At 66.3% G+C, this 16,540-nt stretch carries 15 protein-coding genes and 1 tRNA gene; 12 read left to right on the top strand and 4 right to left on the bottom strand.

Annotated elements, in window-relative coordinates; all coding sequences use genetic code 11:
• Nucleotides 1–9 precede the first annotated feature (9 nt).
• Both FOH10_RS23275 and FOH10_RS23270 read right to left on the bottom strand, forming a co-directional pair.
• Entirely contained in the window at nucleotides 10–351 is a 342-nt protein-coding gene (locus FOH10_RS23275) for a zinc ribbon domain-containing protein YjdM (RefSeq protein WP_143982310.1), read from the bottom strand.
• A 29-nt stretch (nucleotides 352–380) separates the two neighbouring features.
• Nucleotides 381–1,187 carry an alpha/beta fold hydrolase gene (locus FOH10_RS23270; protein ID WP_143984280.1) on the bottom strand — a complete coding sequence of 269 codons (807 nt, stop codon included), beginning with the start codon at nucleotides 1,185–1,187 and terminating at the stop codon, nucleotides 381–383.
• A 181-nt stretch (nucleotides 1,188–1,368) separates the two neighbouring features.
• Here FOH10_RS23270 and FOH10_RS23265 point away from each other — a divergent pair, with 181 nt between their 5' ends.
• The 5 genes from FOH10_RS23265 to FOH10_RS23245 all read left to right on the top strand — a co-directional run bounded on the left by FOH10_RS23265 (nucleotide 1,369) and on the right by FOH10_RS23245 (nucleotide 3,416).
• Nucleotides 1,369–1,764 (top strand): hypothetical protein, encoded by a 396-nt coding sequence (locus FOH10_RS23265; RefSeq protein ID WP_143982309.1) that lies wholly within the window; start codon nucleotides 1,369–1,371, stop codon nucleotides 1,762–1,764.
• Between the two features lie 58 nt (nucleotides 1,765–1,822).
• Entirely contained in the window at nucleotides 1,823–2,533 is a 711-nt protein-coding gene (locus tag FOH10_RS23260; RefSeq protein ID WP_143982308.1) for an immunoglobulin domain-containing protein, read from the top strand.
• A gap of 169 nt (nucleotides 2,534–2,702) precedes the next feature.
• On the top strand, nucleotides 2,703–2,990 hold the full coding sequence (locus FOH10_RS36325) for a polymorphic toxin type 24 domain-containing protein (RefSeq protein ID WP_186000560.1): 288 nt from the start codon (nucleotides 2,703–2,705) through the stop codon (nucleotides 2,988–2,990).
• On the top strand, nucleotides 2,990–3,271 hold the full coding sequence (locus tag FOH10_RS36320; protein WP_143982307.1) for a HEAT repeat domain-containing protein: 282 nt from the start codon (nucleotides 2,990–2,992) through the stop codon (nucleotides 3,269–3,271). Before FOH10_RS36325 ends, FOH10_RS36320 begins: the two co-directional genes overlap by 1 nt.
• Nucleotides 3,162–3,416, top strand: a complete 255-nt coding sequence (locus FOH10_RS23245) for a hypothetical protein (protein ID WP_186000952.1) — start codon at nucleotides 3,162–3,164, stop codon at nucleotides 3,414–3,416. The genes FOH10_RS36320 and FOH10_RS23245 overlap by 110 nt, the downstream gene beginning before the upstream one ends.
• Nucleotides 3,417–3,507: 91 nt before the next feature.
• Here the strand turns inward: FOH10_RS23245 and FOH10_RS23240 are convergent, their stop codons facing one another.
• Nucleotides 3,508–4,425, bottom strand: a complete 918-nt coding sequence (locus FOH10_RS23240; protein WP_143982305.1) for a nuclease-related domain-containing protein — start codon at nucleotides 4,423–4,425, stop codon at nucleotides 3,508–3,510.
• A 129-nt stretch (nucleotides 4,426–4,554) separates the two neighbouring features.
• Between FOH10_RS23240 and FOH10_RS23235 the strand changes: the two genes are divergently transcribed.
• Together FOH10_RS23235 and FOH10_RS23230 are read left to right on the top strand one after the other, a co-directional pair.
• Nucleotides 4,555–5,028 (top strand): hypothetical protein, encoded by a 474-nt coding sequence (locus FOH10_RS23235; protein ID WP_244961343.1) that lies wholly within the window; start codon nucleotides 4,555–4,557, stop codon nucleotides 5,026–5,028.
• A 71-nt stretch (nucleotides 5,029–5,099) separates the two neighbouring features.
• Nucleotides 5,100–5,420, top strand: a complete 321-nt coding sequence (locus FOH10_RS23230; RefSeq protein ID WP_143982304.1) for a DUF6188 family protein — start codon at nucleotides 5,100–5,102, stop codon at nucleotides 5,418–5,420.
• 216 nt (nucleotides 5,421–5,636) lie between these two features.
• Here the strand turns inward: FOH10_RS23230 and FOH10_RS23225 are convergent.
• Nucleotides 5,637–5,710: transfer RNA gene (locus FOH10_RS23225), tRNA-Arg, on the bottom strand.
• Between the two features lie 203 nt (nucleotides 5,711–5,913).
• Between FOH10_RS23225 and FOH10_RS23220 the strand changes: the two genes are divergently transcribed.
• The 5 genes from FOH10_RS23220 to FOH10_RS23200 all read left to right on the top strand — a co-directional run bounded on the left by FOH10_RS23220 (nucleotide 5,914) and on the right by FOH10_RS23200 (nucleotide 16,505).
• Nucleotides 5,914–7,956 carry a bifunctional copper resistance protein CopD/cytochrome c oxidase assembly protein gene (locus tag FOH10_RS23220; protein ID WP_143982303.1) on the top strand — a complete coding sequence of 681 codons (2,043 nt, stop codon included), beginning with the start codon at nucleotides 5,914–5,916 and terminating at the stop codon, nucleotides 7,954–7,956.
• Nucleotides 7,957–7,964: 8 nt separating this feature from the next.
• Nucleotides 7,965–8,930, top strand: a complete 966-nt coding sequence (locus FOH10_RS23215; RefSeq protein ID WP_143984278.1) for a threonine/serine dehydratase — start codon at nucleotides 7,965–7,967, stop codon at nucleotides 8,928–8,930.
• Between the two features lie 117 nt (nucleotides 8,931–9,047).
• The gene (locus FOH10_RS23210; protein WP_143982302.1) at nucleotides 9,048–9,491 is read left to right on the top strand and encodes a single-stranded DNA-binding protein; all 444 of its coding nucleotides are present in this window, start codon (nucleotides 9,048–9,050) and stop codon (nucleotides 9,489–9,491) included.
• 54 nt (nucleotides 9,492–9,545) lie between these two features.
• Nucleotides 9,546–11,222, top strand: coding sequence for an energy-dependent translational throttle protein EttA (gene ettA / locus FOH10_RS23205; RefSeq protein WP_115061533.1), 1,677 nt, complete (start codon nucleotides 9,546–9,548; stop codon nucleotides 11,220–11,222).
• 381 nt (nucleotides 11,223–11,603) lie between these two features.
• The gene (locus FOH10_RS23200; RefSeq protein WP_143982301.1) at nucleotides 11,604–16,505 is read left to right on the top strand and encodes an NAD-glutamate dehydrogenase; all 4,902 of its coding nucleotides are present in this window, start codon (nucleotides 11,604–11,606) and stop codon (nucleotides 16,503–16,505) included.
• Nucleotides 16,506–16,540: the final 35 nt, after the last annotated feature.

Here is a 16,540-nt window from a genome sequence, read left to right as displayed (position 1 = left end):
TCACGCGTGTCAGACCTTCTTGACCACACTGGACTTCAGCTGCATCGCGCCGAAACCCTCGATCTTGCAGTCGATGTCGTGGTCGCCGATACCCTGGACGAGGCGGATATTGCGGACCTTGGTGCCGGCCTTGACCGGGTTCGGGCTGCCTTTCACCTTGAGGCTCTTGATCACGGTCACCGTGTCACCGTCGGCGAGCGGATTGCCGACCGCGTCCCGGACTACTTGTTCGCCGGTCTCCTCGGTCTCCTCGACGGTCCACTCGTGCGCGCATTCCGGGCAGATAAGCAGCGATCCGATTTCGTAGGTGAATTCGCTCGCGCACGAGGGGCAGGGCGGTAGGGCACTCATGGGCATCCTGTTCGGTTCGGTCGAGGTGTTCAGCTGGTGAGGAATTCGACGAGGGCGCGATTGACCTCGTCGGGCTGTTCGAGATAGCCGTAGTGTCCGCACTTCTCGATCTCGGTGTATCGCGCACCGGGGATGGTCGCTGCGACCTCGCGCCCGAGCGCGGGTGGGACCATCCGGTCATCGGCGAATCCCACGACCAGGCAAGGTCTGGTGATCCGCGCGTAATCGGCCAGCCGGTTGCGGGAGCGGTCCATGCCGAGCTGTGCTCGCACACCGACCGACGGTGTGGCGGTCGCACCGTACTCGAAGATGTCCAGCCACTGCTGGGCGCGCTCGGTGTCGGCGAGAGTGTGCGGGGAGAGATTGAGGATCGCCTTGATCGCGGCCGCGTATTGGGGCGGAAGCGCGACATTTTCGTCGATCAGGGCCTGTTCGCCGCGATTGAGAGTGTGCGCGACCGGGTCCGGCCTGCCGGTCGCGGCGAGGAGAACCGCCTTGTCGATCAGATCGGGCCGGGCCAGGGTCAGTTCGGCCACCACCCGGGCGCCCATGGAGGTGCCGACGACGTGCGCGGGTGCTCCACCGAGATGCTCGATCACGGCGGCGGTATCGGCGACCAGGTCGTCCATGGTGATGCCGTCGGGGGATTCGTCGGAGGGCGCGATGCCGCGGTTGTCGAAGGTCGCCACTCGGAATCCCGCCTTGACCAGTGCCGGTACTTGATAGGTCCGCCAGACCCGCCCGGGACTCCCGGATCCCATCACCAGCACGACCAGCGGGCCGGTTCCGGTGACGTCGTAGTTCAGTCGGATCCCGTTGAGGGTTGCGGTGGGCATCATCCTTCTTCCGGTCGCTCACATTATCAGTTGCGAACATTAGCAATCAGTCGGTGGCTTGGTTGGTCGCGGTGTGGCGCAGGGGTGGTCTGTCAGCACGCGCTGATCGCTGCGGACGCGGAGCGTCCCTTGAGATTCGCGATGAGTTCGGCAGGGAAGGCAACGGGCTAAAGTGCAGCCCATGCGGAATCCCGGAATGCTACTTGGAATGTGCATCATTGCCGGTTCCATGATGTCGGCTGCGCCAGCCGAGGCGCTGCCGCCGGACTGGCCGCCGCCGGAGGCCACGGCCCGGTTGACGTACGACTTCGGTCGCTGTGACACCAACGTCCTGCGAGTACCCCAGGACGTATCGGTCCAGTTGGACATCGTGGTCCAGAATCAGTTCGACCCCGACGCCGTTATGACCATTCCCCAATTCCTGTGGCGACGGCAGCTACCGCTCACCGTCACACCCCAGACGACCTCTCTGCAGTTCATCGCTAATCGGCCTGGCAGCTACGGTTTCTCGATCACTCCCTCTGTCGCCACCGGCAGCATTGGTGCAGGCTGCGAGGGAACGATCGTCGTGGAATGACCGCGCTGGCCGGTGAGTGAAGCCGTGACCCGATCGTCATCACAGCGAGGTGCCCTTCGTGTTCGAACAGCTCGATTTGCCATCGCGGCCAGCCGATATCGTCACCCCTGTCGGGACAGTGCTCTTCACTACCTGGCTCGGCCAGGAAGCGGTCGGTGGTTCGACCTCAGCACGCGCTTTGCCCTCCGGTGCTGTCGCGCATCGCTGGAATGATCCGAGCGCCACGGTCGACCTCGTGACTGGCCCGGTTCAGAATCACCGATACATCAATCGCGGACCGCTGACCGTGGCTGCGCTCTGGACGGCGATATGGCAGATTCGGGCCCGATCCCAGGTTCCCGGACTGGAATTGCGCGCCGAACTCACCGATATACCCGCTGATGCCCAGAGCAGTCCCGACTGCGGCGAGCACCTCGACGCCATGACGATCGACACCGCGACCACCACTCTGTCGATGGGCGGACCGGACTTGGAACTGCTGTCCGCGCAGGCCGAGACCGGTCGGCACTTGCCGCGACGGTGGGTACAGCACTTGCCGCGGTCGTCGGCGGACAACACTTCTCAGTACTTTGTCGCCACCAGCTACCCGGCTCGGCTGACCTGGCGACTCCCCGGCCTCGAGCCCGGCGAGGCAATCGAACTCTGCGTTGCCATCGCCTGGCGATCGCGAACAGTGCCGCTTGGTCCGAACGACGTCGACGCTTGGCTGGCGATCGATGTCCCGATCGATGACGCTCTCGAACAGCTCCTACCGGCGGCCGGGTCTTAGCGCCGCTATACGGCCCGTGCGCGCGTGCATCCTGCCGCAGCCACGACACAGTAGCCGGAGTGCTGTCGGCTGGATTCGGTGCTGCGGCGGTGGCCGCCTGCCGCGTGGGCAAGATCGCGATCAAGGTAAAATCCTGAACACTCAGAGATGAATTGAGCAACGCGCAGGTTTGGTCGGCCGTAATCTGCCGACCGAGGGATGGCCACCGAACGGGTGCCTTATCAAGCGCGATCCGCAAGGAGATATCAGTCGATGCAGCTACTATGATGCGGACGGGATCGCGACTAAACGTGTCGACCTGACAGGAAAGCCTCACTACGACAAGGCTACCGGCATGGATATTCCGACGCCTCACGTCGTAGATATTGTCGGAAACGTTGATCCGAAGACTGGAAAAGTATATGCGTCAACTGATTCTTCATCGACCCGACCGGCGCTTCCCGGGGAGATCCCCTGATGAATTCTGACTTCGAGGACGGCCTCCGATCTACCCTTGCACGGTCTAAGGATGAGGACACCGGTACTCGTCTCTCCGCGATCGTTGACTTGGCGTCGATGGCACATGACGAGCAAGCAATGGCGCGATTGGTAGAAATGCTGGACGATCCGAACGTTACCGTTGAGGTCGATGCAGCTGAGGCGCTGGCGCGCCACGGCGGGACCAATGGTCTACTGGCGGTGTTGGAGAACCTTGGCCGCCGAGGTGATGATGGTGATTTCCGACTTCATCGCTTATAAATTGAACGAACTCACCGCGACACAGGTTGTCAGGATGCTCGAGATTGCTGATTCGATCGGAGAAGCCGGGCTATCGACGAACCAGAAGCTCGGAGTCGATGATGTCCGCGAGGTCGGCGGTGACGTTCGCCGGTACCAAGCGTGATGAACTCTGAGCTTCTCGACTGGAGTCTGAATTCGGTAGTCGTGCCGCCGCGAATGCGGTAGGTGATCAGCATCGACGGTGCGTCGGTCGGTCATCGTCGTCGGCGGTTGGCGTGGAAGCGATGGTCGCGCTCGGCCAGCCGGACGACCTCGGCACGTTCCCCCGGAGTCAGTGGCGAGGAGAGGTACTCAATGGTGCCCATGAGCAGGCGTGCGTCGGTGCCGACGAAATCGACTGCGGGGTTTGCGACTTCGACGAGTTGGGCGTGCTCGTGCATGAGCATGACCGCGGTGTGAACCCGTATCCGATGTCCTTGTCGGGTCAGCCAAGCCTCCAGGTCGTGCGCGACCTGACCAACTTGCTGAGGCCAGCTGCGGCCGCCGCCGTCCACGGCCCATTCGGACTCGTACACATTCCCGCGCGTGCTGATCTTCTGGAACCACCACTGGTCGCCGACCGCGTGTAGCAGAACTCGGCGGCGCTTGACCTCGATGGCCCAGACCCCGTCGGGTCCGATCAGCACGCTGTCGGTCTCGCCGCGCCGGTTGCGGTAGCCGCGCAGCATGACCCACTCGTCGGGCAGGGCCGACAGGCTCCAGGCCAGCAGGTCCTCACCGTACGCACCCGACCCGTGCTGCTGCATCCGGCCGTATGCCTGCTGCGCGCTGTAGTCCGCCCACGCCACCTGCTGTGCGGCCTGGCCGACGTGGTGCTGTGCGGCTTCCTCGGCCTCGGTGGGGACGGCCAGTATCCGCTTCCAGAAGGGTTTGGCGCGTTTGGCGGCCTCCCACTCGGTCTGTGCCTGCGCGTAATAGCTCTGCCAGGCAGCCTGATTCGCTGCGGTCTCGTCGAGTTGCTGCTCGGAGAGCCGCAACTGCTCGCCGATGTGGTCGGACAGCACCTTGACTCGCATCGTGACCAGCCCCCTGCGCACGGCTACCGCATCCAGCATGACCGATCCGCCGACCACAGGCGCGGCGAATGCGCCGGATTCCAGCAATTCGAACAACGTCGAATCCTCTGGCTCGAACGATCAACGGCTACACCGTCGAGATTCGCGGCGCCACGATCGGTGGTGTCCTCGAGATCGGCACCGCGTACATTCCGTGACATATCGCAAGAACCTCCTGGAGAACCGATGAGTGTCACACCGATTCAGCCTCGGGCTCTGACCGACCTGGAGTGCGGCGTCATCGCCAAACTACTGGCCACAGGTAGGTCAGGCGCGCATGACTATCTGCGTCAACTTCCGGATGCGCAGGTCGTCGCGACCTGGGGCGTCGGTTCGCCCAGCGTCGATGTGGTGATTCCGGCCGACGTGCCGGCCGCATCGGATTCGACGGATGGGATCTTCGCCAGCGGAGCGGTCACCGATAGCGGAGGGGTACCGGTCGGCGAGGTCATTCTGTGGGTCGAGCATGGCAGGCTCAGCGGAATCGAGTACGCCTGGTACACCGACGAGCGCCCGCCGACGCTGCCCGAGCCGTCGCAGATCGAGGTCTTTGAGGCTCCTACCTACGCGACGCGTCTCGGGCCGACCGTACATCCGGATAGCAGCTGGGCCGAGACTTGGAGCGATCGCATCGGCGGTGGTGGAATGCCGACCGACTGAGACGGGCCAGCCCTGTGACGAAGCTACGAATAGTAGGACACCGCGCGACCACCGTCCGCGTGAAGCACACGGTGACGATCGAGCTGGGAGCGGAGTTCGAACTGCAGATCGAAGGCGACCTGACACTGCGAACAGCTGACGGAGCCGTGCTCCACGCGACCTCCGACGCCTATGCCAGTCTCGGTTCCGAACTCGAGACCCTCGTGAGTGCCGCAGTGACGAGGGCTGACGCCGACGAAATCAGCGGTTTGACCCTCGAATTCGACTCCGGCGCCAGGCTCCATGTTCCTGTCGACCAGCACTACGAAGCATGGGGTCTTGTAGGACCCGGCGGCTACCGAGTCATCTGTATGCCGGGTGGCGAGTTCGCCATATGGTCCGCACGCAAATAGGTCTCCCCAATGCCGGTTCAACGAGAGTGTCGATACTCCAGGCGCCTCGGCTCGGAAAGCGCACCGCAGTTCGGTGTCGAAGTCTTCCAGCCACGATGGCGTCGAGATCCTGCCCCATCAGGGGATCAGCCCGGTGAAAGTTCCTTGGTGTTTGAGCGCTGTATGGGATGGGTATTGGTGTAGGTGTGCGCGTTCGCGCAGGTCAACGGTGGAAAGTGCCCCCGGCAGGAATCGAACCTGCGACCTAGGGATTAGAAGGCCCTTGCTCTATCCAACTGAGCTACGGAGGCAGTCGGGTGGTGCACGGCTTTGTGCCACCAAACACCTTGACCGATATCGATCGTGGTGTCCAGCGGGTTAAGTATAGCGACCGTCCAGATGGGGGACGGTGGGCGTGGGGCGGCTGGGGGGCGCGTCGGGTGGGGTGGTGCGGACCGGGGGTCGGGAAACCCCGTGGGAGTCCGGATCGGCGCTTCGAACTACCCTGAGTCGTATGTCGTCTCCGCAGGACCCGCCCGCAGTCGCCGACTTCCAGGCCAATCGGTCGGGGTCGGGGGCGACGTTTGGTGTGCTCGCGGCTATGGCGGGGGCGTTCGCGGCTATGGTGGCGGCGCTGGTGGTGGGGTTGTCGGCGGCGGAGGCGCTGACGTTGCTCGGGATTCCGGACCCTGGGCCGCTCACGACGTATGGGTTGCCCGCGGTGCGGGCTGTCGCCGATTTGTCGGCGGCGTTGACCGTGGGATCGCTGTTGTTCGCCGCGTTCCTGGTGCCGCCGCAGCGGGATGGGCTGCTCGATGTGGGCGGGTATCGGGCGTTGCGGCGGGCCGCGAATTCGGCGCTGGTGTGGGCGGGGGCGTCGGCGTTGCTGGTGCCGCTCACGCTGTCGGATACGACCGGGCAGCCCTTGGCGGACTCGCTGCGGCCGGAGGAGGTGTGGCGGGCCGCCGATACGGTGGATGTCGCCGGTTCGTGGCGGCTCACCGTGTTCTTCGTGCTGGTGCTCGCGGTCGGGTGCCGGGTCGCGCTGCGCTGGGGCTGGACGCCGGTGCTGCTGTGGCTGTCGGTGCTGTCGCTGCTGCCGGTCGCGCTGACGGGGCACTCGTCGTCGGGCGGGTCGCACGATGTGGCGACCAACAGTCTCATTCTGCATCTGCTCGCCACCGGGTTCTGGGTGGGCGGCCTGTTCGCGGTCCTGGCCTACGCACTGCGCGGGGGTAAGTGGACCGCGCTCGCCACCCGGCGGTTCTCCACGGTGGCGACGGTGGCGTTCATCGTGATCGCGGCCAGCGGCGTGCTCAATGCCTGGGTGCGGTTGCAGGAGCCGTCGGATCTGGTGGACACCACCTACGGGCGGCTCATCCTGGCCAAGACGGCGGCGCTCATCGTGCTCGGCGTCATCGGATATCTCCAGCGGCGCGCGGCGCTCCCCGGGCTGGAGGCCGATCCGAGCGATCGACGCGCCCTGATCCGGTTCGCGGGCGTCGAGGCACTCATCTTCGCTGCCACGGTCGGGTTGGCGGTCGGGCTCGGGCGCACCCCGCCGCCGGAGCTGAAGCAGATCCCGACTCCGGCAGAGGTAGAGCTCGGCTACAACCTGGCCGGGCCGCCGACCGCCGCGCGGCTGCTGTTCGACTGGCGGTTCGACCTGATCTACGGCACGCTCGCGATCGTGCTCGCCGTCCTCTATATCCGCGGTGTGATGCGGCTGCGGGCACGCGGCGACGCCTGGCCGGTGGGGCGCACCATCGCCTGGCTGTCGGGCTGCGCGGTACTGCTGATCGCGACCAGCTCCGGTATCGGCCGCTACGCGCCGGCCATGTTCAGCGTGCACATGGGGCAGCACATGCTGTTGTCCATGCTGGCGCCGATTCTGTTCGCGCTGGGCGGGCCGGTGCTGCTGGCGCTGCGGGCGCTGCCGCCCGCCGGACGCGATGCCCCGCCGGGACCGCGCGAGTGGATTCTGGCGGCGGTGCACAATCCGGTGTCGCGCTTCATGACCCAGCCCGTGGTGGCGTCGGTGTTCTTCGTGGTCGGGTTCTACGGCCTGTACATGGGCGGTCTGTTCGACCAGTTCGTGGATTCGCACGGCGCGCACCTGCTGATGAATCTGCACTTCCTGGTGAGCGGCTACCTCTTCTACTGGGTGGTCATCGGCATCGACCCCAAGCCGCGTCAGGTGGAGCCGCTCACCAAGGTGGGCATGGTGTTCGGCTCACTGCCCTTCCACGCCTTCTTCGGCGTCGCGCTGATGAGCATGAATACCGTCATGGGCGGCTGGTTCTACCGCAGCCTCGGCCTGGGTTGGAACGACAACCTGCTCGAGGATCAGCGCAATGGCGGCAGCCTGGCCTGGGCCAGCGGTGAGATTCCGCTGGTATTGGTGATGCTGGCACTGCTCATCCAGTGGTCGCGCAGCGATCAGCGGCTGGCCAACCGTATCGACCGCGCCGCCGACCGGGACGACGACGCCGAGCTGGCCGCGCACAACGCCATGTTCGCCGAACTGGCGAGACGGGATCGAGAGGTACGCAAGTGACTGACCGGATCGTCGCGCCGACCGGGGAGGACCCGGCGCGAAAGGTCAAGAAGCTCTACCGATCCGACGTGCGGCGGGCCAGACGGCTGCTGCGCGGGCAGTTTCGGGTCACCCCGGTGTTCCATACCGAGGTCCAGGGTCCGCACGGACCGGTGCCGGTCACGCTGAAACTGGAATACCTGCAGCACGGCGGCACGTTCAAGGTGCGCGGCAGCCTGAACGCGCTGCTGGGTGCGCGGGCCGGGGCCGACAGCGTGGTACTGGCCTCCGGCGGCAATGCCGGTATCGCCGCCGCCCTGGCCAGTGCCGTGCGCGGACTGAGTTGCACGGTGGTGGTGCCGGAATCCGCACCGCACACCAAGGTCGCGGCCATGTGGTCGCACGGGGCCGAAGTGCTGTGGCACGGAACCACATACGCCGAGGCGTACCGGTTCGCCACCGAACTGGCGGTGGAGCGCGGCGCACTGCAACTGCACGCCTACGACCAGCCCGCCATCGTGGCCGGGGCCGGTGTGGTCGGGCTGGAGATCGAGGATCAGGTGCGCGGGCGGCCGCCGGTGCTGGTGGCCGTCGGCGGCGGGGGACTGGTCTCCGGGATCGCGGTGGCGCTGGGACCGCGCGGCCGGGTGATCGGCGTGGAACCGCACGGCGCGCCGACCCTGCACGCGGCGCTCGCGGCCGGGCGGCCGGTCGAGGTGGAGGTGTCCAGCGTGGCCTCGGATTCGTTGGGGGCCAGCCGGATCGGTGCCATCGCCATGGAGGTCGCGCAGCGCTACGGCGTGGAATCGCTGCTGGTCAGCGATGACGCCATCGTGATGGCGCGGGAGTACCTGTGGCGGGAGTTCCGGATCGTGGTGGAGCCCGCCGGCGCCACCGCGCTCGCCGCCATCCAGAGCGGCGTATACGTGCCCAAACCGTACGAGCGACCGGTCATCGTGTTGTGCGGGGCGAATACGGATCTGGCAACCTTGTAGTTCACAAGCATCGGAGTTATCCCCACTCGCCGAAGGCGGGCTGTCGTGCCGGTCTCGCGCGCGTCACGCTGGAGAGGTCTTCCGGGTACGGAAGCCAGTCGGCAAGGGGGAGCAACGATGTACGAAATCAATACGTCCATAGTGGGTACGGTGGTTACGCATCCGGTGCGACGGGAACTGCCCAGCGGTGAGCAGCTGATCAGTTTTCGACTGGCCAGCAATCCGCGGCGCTTCGACACCCAGCGCGGCGAATGGGTCGACGGTGACACCACCTATCTCACGGTGCGCTGCTGGCGGCGGCTGGTCGCGGGGGTGGAAGCCTCGTTGCACCGCGGCGATCCGGTCATCGCCTACGGACAGCTCAGTTCGCACGAATACCGCACGCGGGAGGGAGTGACGCGCAGTGATCTCGAGCTGCGGGCCTTCGCTCTCGGTCCGGATCTCGGCCGCTGCACGGCCCTCGTGCAGCGCAAACGGTTCGAACGCGTGGACACCGACCACACCGCACCACCCGGTGATACCGAACACAGGGAGGCCGAAGTGGCGACCGCATCGGACTAGCCCCACCACCGCCCTCGACGGCGGCGCTCAGCGCCGCAGCATAGGATTTTCCATATGGCTGAGTTCATCTACCAAATGCGAGGGGTTCGCAAAGCACACGGCGACAAGGTCGTGCTCGACAATGTGACCCTGAACTTCCTCCCCGGCGCCAAAATCGGCGTCGTGGGGCCGAACGGCGCTGGTAAGTCGAGCGTGCTGAAGATCATGGCGGGACTGGACCAGCCGAACAACGGTGATGCCTGGTTGGCGCCCGGTGCCACGGTCGGCATCCTGCAGCAGGAGCCGCCGCTGAACGAGGAGAAGACCGTTCGCGGCAATGTCGAGGAGGGCCTCGGCGAGATCAAGGTCAAGCTGGACCGCTTCAACGAGATCGCCGAACTCATGGCCACCGACTACTCCGACGAGCTCATGGAGGAAATGGGCAAGCTGCAGGAGGAGCTCGACCACGCCGACGCCTGGGATCTCGACTCCCAGCTCGAGCAGGCGATGGACGCGCTGCGCTGCCCGCCGCCGGAGGAGCCGGTCACCAACCTCTCCGGTGGTGAGCGTCGCCGTGTCGCGCTGTGCAAACTGCTGCTGAGCAAGCCCGACCTGCTGCTGCTCGACGAGCCCACCAACCACCTCGACGCCGAATCGGTGCTGTGGCTGGAGCAGTTCCTCGCCCAGTACCCGGGCGCGGTGCTGGCCGTCACCCACGACCGCTACTTCCTCGACAATGTCGCGGGCTGGATCCTCGAGCTCGACCGCGGCCGCACCTACCCCTACGAGGGCAACTACTCCACCTACCTGGAGAAGAAGGCCGAGCGGCTCGAGGTCCAGGGCAAGAAGGACCAGAAGCTGCAGAAGCGCCTCAAGGACGAGCTCGCGTGGGTGCGCTCGGGCGCCAAGGCCCGGCAGGCCAAGAACAAGGCCCGCCTGCAGCGCTACGAGGAGATGGCGGCCGAGGCCGAGAAGATGCGGAAGTTGGATTTCGAGGAGATCCAGATTCCGGCCGGTCCGCGCCTGGGCAATGTGGTGGTCGAGGTCGAGCACCTGGACAAGGGCTTCGGCGACCGCCAGCTGATCAAGGATCTGTCGTTCTCGCTGCCGCGCAACGGCATCGTCGGCGTCATCGGCCCCAACGGTGTCGGTAAGTCGACGCTGTTCAAGACCATCGTCGGCATGGAGGATCCGGACAGCGGCGTCGTGCGCGTCGGCGACACCGTCAAGCTGAGCTACGTCGACCAGAACCGCGCGGGGATCGATCCCAACAAGACGGTGTGGCAGGTGGTGTCCGACGGGCTGGACCACATCCAGGTCGGCAACCAGGAAATGCCCTCGCGTGCCTATGTTTCGGCCTTCGGCTTCAAGGGGCCGGATCAGCAGAAGCCGGCGGGCGTGCTCTCCGGTGGTGAGCGCAACCGGCTGAACCTGGCGCTCACCCTCAAGCAGGGCGGCAACCTGATCCTGCTCGACGAGCCGACCAACGACCTCGACGTCGAAACCCTCGGCTCGCTGGAGAACGCCCTGGAGAACTTCCCGGGCTGCGCCGTGGTCATCTCCCACGACCGCTGGTTCCTGGACCGCACCTGCACGCACATCCTGGCGTGGGAGGGCAATGACGACAATCCGGCGGCATGGTTCTGGTTCGAGGGCAACTTCGAGGCGTACGAGGCCAACAAGATCGAGCGCCTCGGCCCGGAGGCGGCCCGTCCGCACCGCGTCACCCACCGCAAGCTGACCCGCGGATAGGGCGACGACCTCCGACGCGCTGGCCCGCCGCCTTCGGGCGGCGGGCACGGCGACACCTGCGGTGTGAACGCACCGAGGTTGCTGGCGTCCCGGCGTTAGCCGGGGCAGGTGCGGCACTCAGCCATGCCCGCTGGCAATCTGAGAGCGAACTCAGTGCGTAGCGCAAACGCACTAGTGCGCGAAAGCCGTTCAGATGCAAGGTTTGTCGTACGCCACCTGGCGATTCGGCGGCATCGCGGTGAACGCCGCTCTGCCTTGTTTGTCGGGTCTGTACGACGCGGCGCGGCATTGAGAGGAATTGAGCCCGGCGCATCCCGCGCCCAGCTACTCTCGGGACCGGCGTCACTTTGTTACGGAACCGAATCCGAGGAGCTGGCGAAAATGACCGTCTCGTCCGAATTGTCCAGCGCGGCATGGGCTGCGAGTTTGCCCGCATCGCTGCGCGGCAACTTGGTGTCGCTGGAGGAGGCGTACTTCCGACACGTCGACGCCGGGGACGCGGACTGCGCGATCCCGGCGACGTCGACGCAGATCTTCCGCAGCCATGTGGAACTGGCCATCCGGCGCAGTCGCGGCCTGGCCAATGTGAAGGTCCACCACCCCGAGGACGAGTCCTGCCTGGGGGCCGCCCTGCAACTGGTCACCGACGATATGCCGCTACTGGTCGAGTCGGTCACCTCCTCGCTCAACCGCATGGGCATCAGCGTCAGCGAGGTCGTGCACCCCATCTTCGAGGTCACCCGCGACGCCGACGGCACCCTGGAGACCGCCGTCCCGCACGAGGTGGACGGCAATGGCGCGACCGGGCTGCGCGAATCCTGGATGCACATCCAATTGCACCCCTCCACCAGCCGGGAGCAGCTGGAGCGCATCGAATCGTCCATCCCGGACGTGCTCACCGACGTGCGCGACGTCATCGGCGATACCGAGGCCATGCGCGAGGCGCAGGAACACGTGGCCGAACAACTCGATGCCGCCGCCGCGGCGGGCGCGTCCCCGTTCTCCGCCACCGATCTGACCGACTGCGCGAAGCTGCTGCGCTGGTTGGCCGACGGGCACTTCACCGTGCTCGGCTACGCCCGCTACGAGCGCACCACCGTCGACGGCACCACCAAGTCGGTGGCGCGCCCCGACACCAGCCTCGGCGTGCTGCGCCCCAATGTGGGCACCGATTTCCGCGTCCCCGACAACAGCGGTGACCAGCCGCTGCTCATGCTGACCCAGGGCCTGGTCCCGGCCACCGTGCACCGGGCCGTCTACCCCTACTTCGTGGGTGTCGCCGAATTCGACGAATCGGGCGTCGTCACCGGTGAACACCTGTTCATCGGCGTCTTCACCGTCACCGCCATGCACGAGAACGTCCTCGACATCCCGGTCATCGAACGCCGGGTGCGCCGGGTCATCGAGGCGAGCGGTTTCGACCTGGACTCCTTCTCCGGTCAGGAGATGCTCGAGGTCATCCAGTCCTTCCCACGCACCGAGCTGTTCTCCTCCGACGCCGACACCCTGCGTCGCACCGCCAGTACCGTGCTGAATGTCGGTATGCGCCGCCAGGTTCGACTGTTCATGCGCCTGGACGGCTACGGCCGGTTCGTCGCCTGCATGGTGTACCTGCCGCGCGACCGCTACACCACCGCCGTGCGCCTGGAGATGCAGGACATCCTGGTGCGCGAACTCGGCGGCGCGTCCATCGACTACTCGGCGCGGGTCTCCGAGAGCGAACTCGCCAGCGTGTACTTCACGGTGCGCCTGCCCGACGAGGGCCGCGTCGCCGACACCTCCGAACCCAACCGGCTGCGCATTCAGCACTTGCTCGCCGAGGCCAGTCGCACCTGGGAGGACCACCTCAACGACGAGGTCGCGACGTCCGCCGTACTCGATCCGGCGGTGGTGGCGACCTACGCCGAAGCGTTCCCGGAGAGCTACAAGGAGGATTTCGGGGCGAGCCGGGCGCTGGCGGATATCGTTCGCCTGCAACGGCTTCAGGACGGCGGGATCGACCAGCACCTGTATCGCCGCTCCGATTCCGAGCCGGGCTTCTGGCGCTTCAGCCTCTACATCGGCGGCGCGAGCATTTCGCTGAGCCAGGTGCTGCCGGTGCTGCAGAGTCTCGGGGTGGAGGTCGTCGACGAGCGGCCGTACCAGATCGAACTCGATCACGGCCCGGAGCGTTGGATCTACGACTTCGGCCTGCTGGCCCGGCCTGAGCTGCTGCGCAGCGCGCTGGACCGGGATATGGACGCCCAGCTGGTGGAATCGGCCGACCGTATGCACCTGCTCGACGCCGAGGTCCGCGGCCTGCGCGAGCGGTTCATCGACGCCTTCGAGGCGCTGTGGTACGGGCGGGCGGAGGCCGACGGCCTCAATGAACTCGTGCTGCGCGCCGCCCTGCCCTGGCGCTCGGTCTCCATCCTGCGCGCGTACGCGAAGTACCTGCAGCAGGCCGGTTTTCCCTACAGCCAGGCCAATATCACCCGCGTACTGCTCGCCTACCCGGATGTCGCGCAGCTGTTCGTGAACCTCTTCGCGGCCATCTTCGATCCGGATACCGCCGACGCCGAGCAGGCCCGTGAGCTCGAGACCGCGGTGCGCCGCCGCATCGACGATGTGGTGAGCCTGGACGCCGACCGCATTCTGCGCGCCATCCTGGGGCTCATGCGCGCCACGTTGCGCACCAACTACTACATGACCGATGCCGAGGGGTGTCCGCGCGAATACCTGTCGTTCAAGGTGGAGCCGCAGGAGATCGCCGAACTGCCCAAGCCCCGACCGCAATTCGAGATCTTCGTGTACTCACCGCGGGTGGAGGGCGTACATCTGCGCTTCGGTCCGGTGGCGCGCGGCGGCCTGCGCTGGTCGGATCGGTTGGAGGACTTCCGCACCGAGATCCTGGGCCTGGTGAAGGCGCAGGCGGTGAAGAACGCGGTGATCGTGCCGGTCGGCGCCAAGGGCGGTTTCGTGGTGAAGCAGCCCCCGGCCGCGACCACGGACCCGGTGGTGGACCGGCAGGCGTTGCAGGCCGAGGGCGTGGCCTGCTACCGCACCTTCATCTCCGGTCTGCTCGACGTCACCGACAATGTGGACCGCGCCAGCGGCGAGGTGATTCCGCCCGCGCGGGTGGTGCGCCGCGACGGTGACGACACCTACCTGGTGGTGGCGGCAGACAAGGGCACGGCGACCTTCTCCGATATCGCCAATGACGTTGCCCGGCAGTACGGTTTCTGGCTCGGCGACGCCTTCGCCTCCGGCGGCAGCGCGGGCTACGACCACAAGGCCATGGGCATCACCGCCAAGGGTGCGTGGGAGAGCGTCAAACGGCATTTCGCCGAGATGGATATCGATACCCAGACCCAGGACTTCACCGTGGTCGGCATCGGCGATATGAGCGGTGACGTCTTCGGCAACGGCATGCTGCTGTCCGAGCACATCCGGCTGGTGGCCGCCTTCGACCACCGGCACATCTTCCTGGACCCCGACCCCGACGCGGCCACCTCCTATGCCGAGCGCCAGCGCATGTTCGCACTGCCGCGCTCGTCCTGGGCGGACTACGACCGCTCCCTCATCAGCGCGGGTGGCGGGGTGTGGGACCGCACCGTCAAATCGGTTCCGATCAGTGAGCAGGCCCGCCAGGCCCTGGGCCTGGACGAGGGCGTGACGGCCCTGTCGCCGCCGGAACTCATGCGCGCGATCCTGAAGGCCCCGGTGCAACTGCTGTGGAACGGCGGCATCGGCACCTACATCAAGGCCAGCACCGAATCCAATGCCGAGGTCGGCGACAAGTCCAACGACGCGGTGCGGGTGAACGGTAACGAGCTGCGGGTGCGGGTGATCGGCGAGGGCGGCAACCTCGGCGTGACCGCGCACGGGCGCATCGAGTTCTGCCGCAACGGCGGCAAGATGAACACCGACGCGCTCGACAATTCCGCGGGCGTGGACTGCTCCGACCACGAGGTCAATATCAAGGTTCTGCTCGACGGCGTGGTGAGCAGCGGCGAACTCGCCGAATCCGAGCGCAATCCGCTGCTGGCCTCCATGACCGACGAGGTCGCGGCGCTGGTACTACGTGACAACGTCTCGCAGAACTATCTGATGGGCATGTCGCGGGCGGAGGCGTCGCGCATGTTGAATGTGCAGGTGCGCGTCATCCAGGAGCTGGAGGAGCGGCGCGGGCTGGACCGCGAGCTGGAGGCGCTCCCGTCGGACGTCGAGATCAAGCGGCGGCTGGAGGAGGGGACCGGCCTCACCTCGCCCGAGCTGTCGAATCTCATGGCGCACGTGAAGCTTTCGCTCAAGACCGACCTGCTCGGCAGCGATCTGCCCGATACCGCCTACTTCGCCGCGCGGCTGCCCGACTACTTCCCGACACCGCTGCGGGAGCGGTTCGGCCCGGCCATCAAGCGGCATCGGCTGCGTCGGGAGATCACCACCACCATGTTGGTGAACGAGGTGGTCGATCTGGGCGGCATCACGTACGCGTTCCGCTTGAACGAGGAGATCGGGGCGACGGCCTCCGATGCGGTACGGGCCTTCACAGCCGCCACCCAGATCTTCGATCTGCATGCGGTCTGGGAGCGTATCCGGGCGGCGAGCATTCCGACCTCGATCAAGGACGCGTTGGAGCTGGAGACCAAGCGAACCCTCGATCGCGCCTCCCGCTGGCTGCTGAACAATCGGCCGCAGCCCATCGCCGTGGGCGCGGAGATCCACCGCTACGCCGCGTCGGTGCGATCGCTTTCGCCGAAGGTGCCCGGCTGGTTGCGCGGCCATCACATCGACTCGCTCATGGCGCAGTCGCAGGTGCTGATCGGGCGCGGCGCTCCGGCCGACCTGGCCAGTGAGGTGCTGGGGCTGCTCAACCTGTTCCCGCTGCTGGATGTGATCGATATCGCCGACATCACCGACCGGGGTGGTGACGAGGTGGGCGCGCTGTACTACGCGCTCAACGATCACCTCAAGATCGACTGGCTGTTGCAGGCGGTCAGTCACCTGGAACGCGGTGATCGCTGGCACGCGCTGGCCCGGTTGGCGCTGCGCGACGACATGTACGGTTCACTGCGGTCGCTCACCCTGGATGTGCTCTCCGCCGGAGACCCCGAGGAGACGGCCGAGGAGAAGATTGCATACTGGGAGTCGAAAAACCAGTCTCGACTGGGTCGCGCGCGTGCGGCGCTGTCGGAGCTGTTCGAGTCCGGAACCCACGACCTCGCCACGCTGTCGGTCGCGGCGCGGCAGGTGCGCAGCATGGTGAGCGGGGTGGGTGCGCAATCGGAGGTACCGCGTTGACGAGTGTCGGTTCGCTGAACGGAGCGGGGAGGGTG

The sequence above is a fragment of the Nocardia otitidiscaviarum genome (genome assembly GCF_007362295.1).
Lineage (GTDB): Bacteria > Actinomycetota > Actinomycetes > Mycobacteriales > Mycobacteriaceae > Nocardia > Nocardia otitidiscaviarum.
This window is presented reverse-complemented; position numbering and strand designations above follow the sequence as displayed.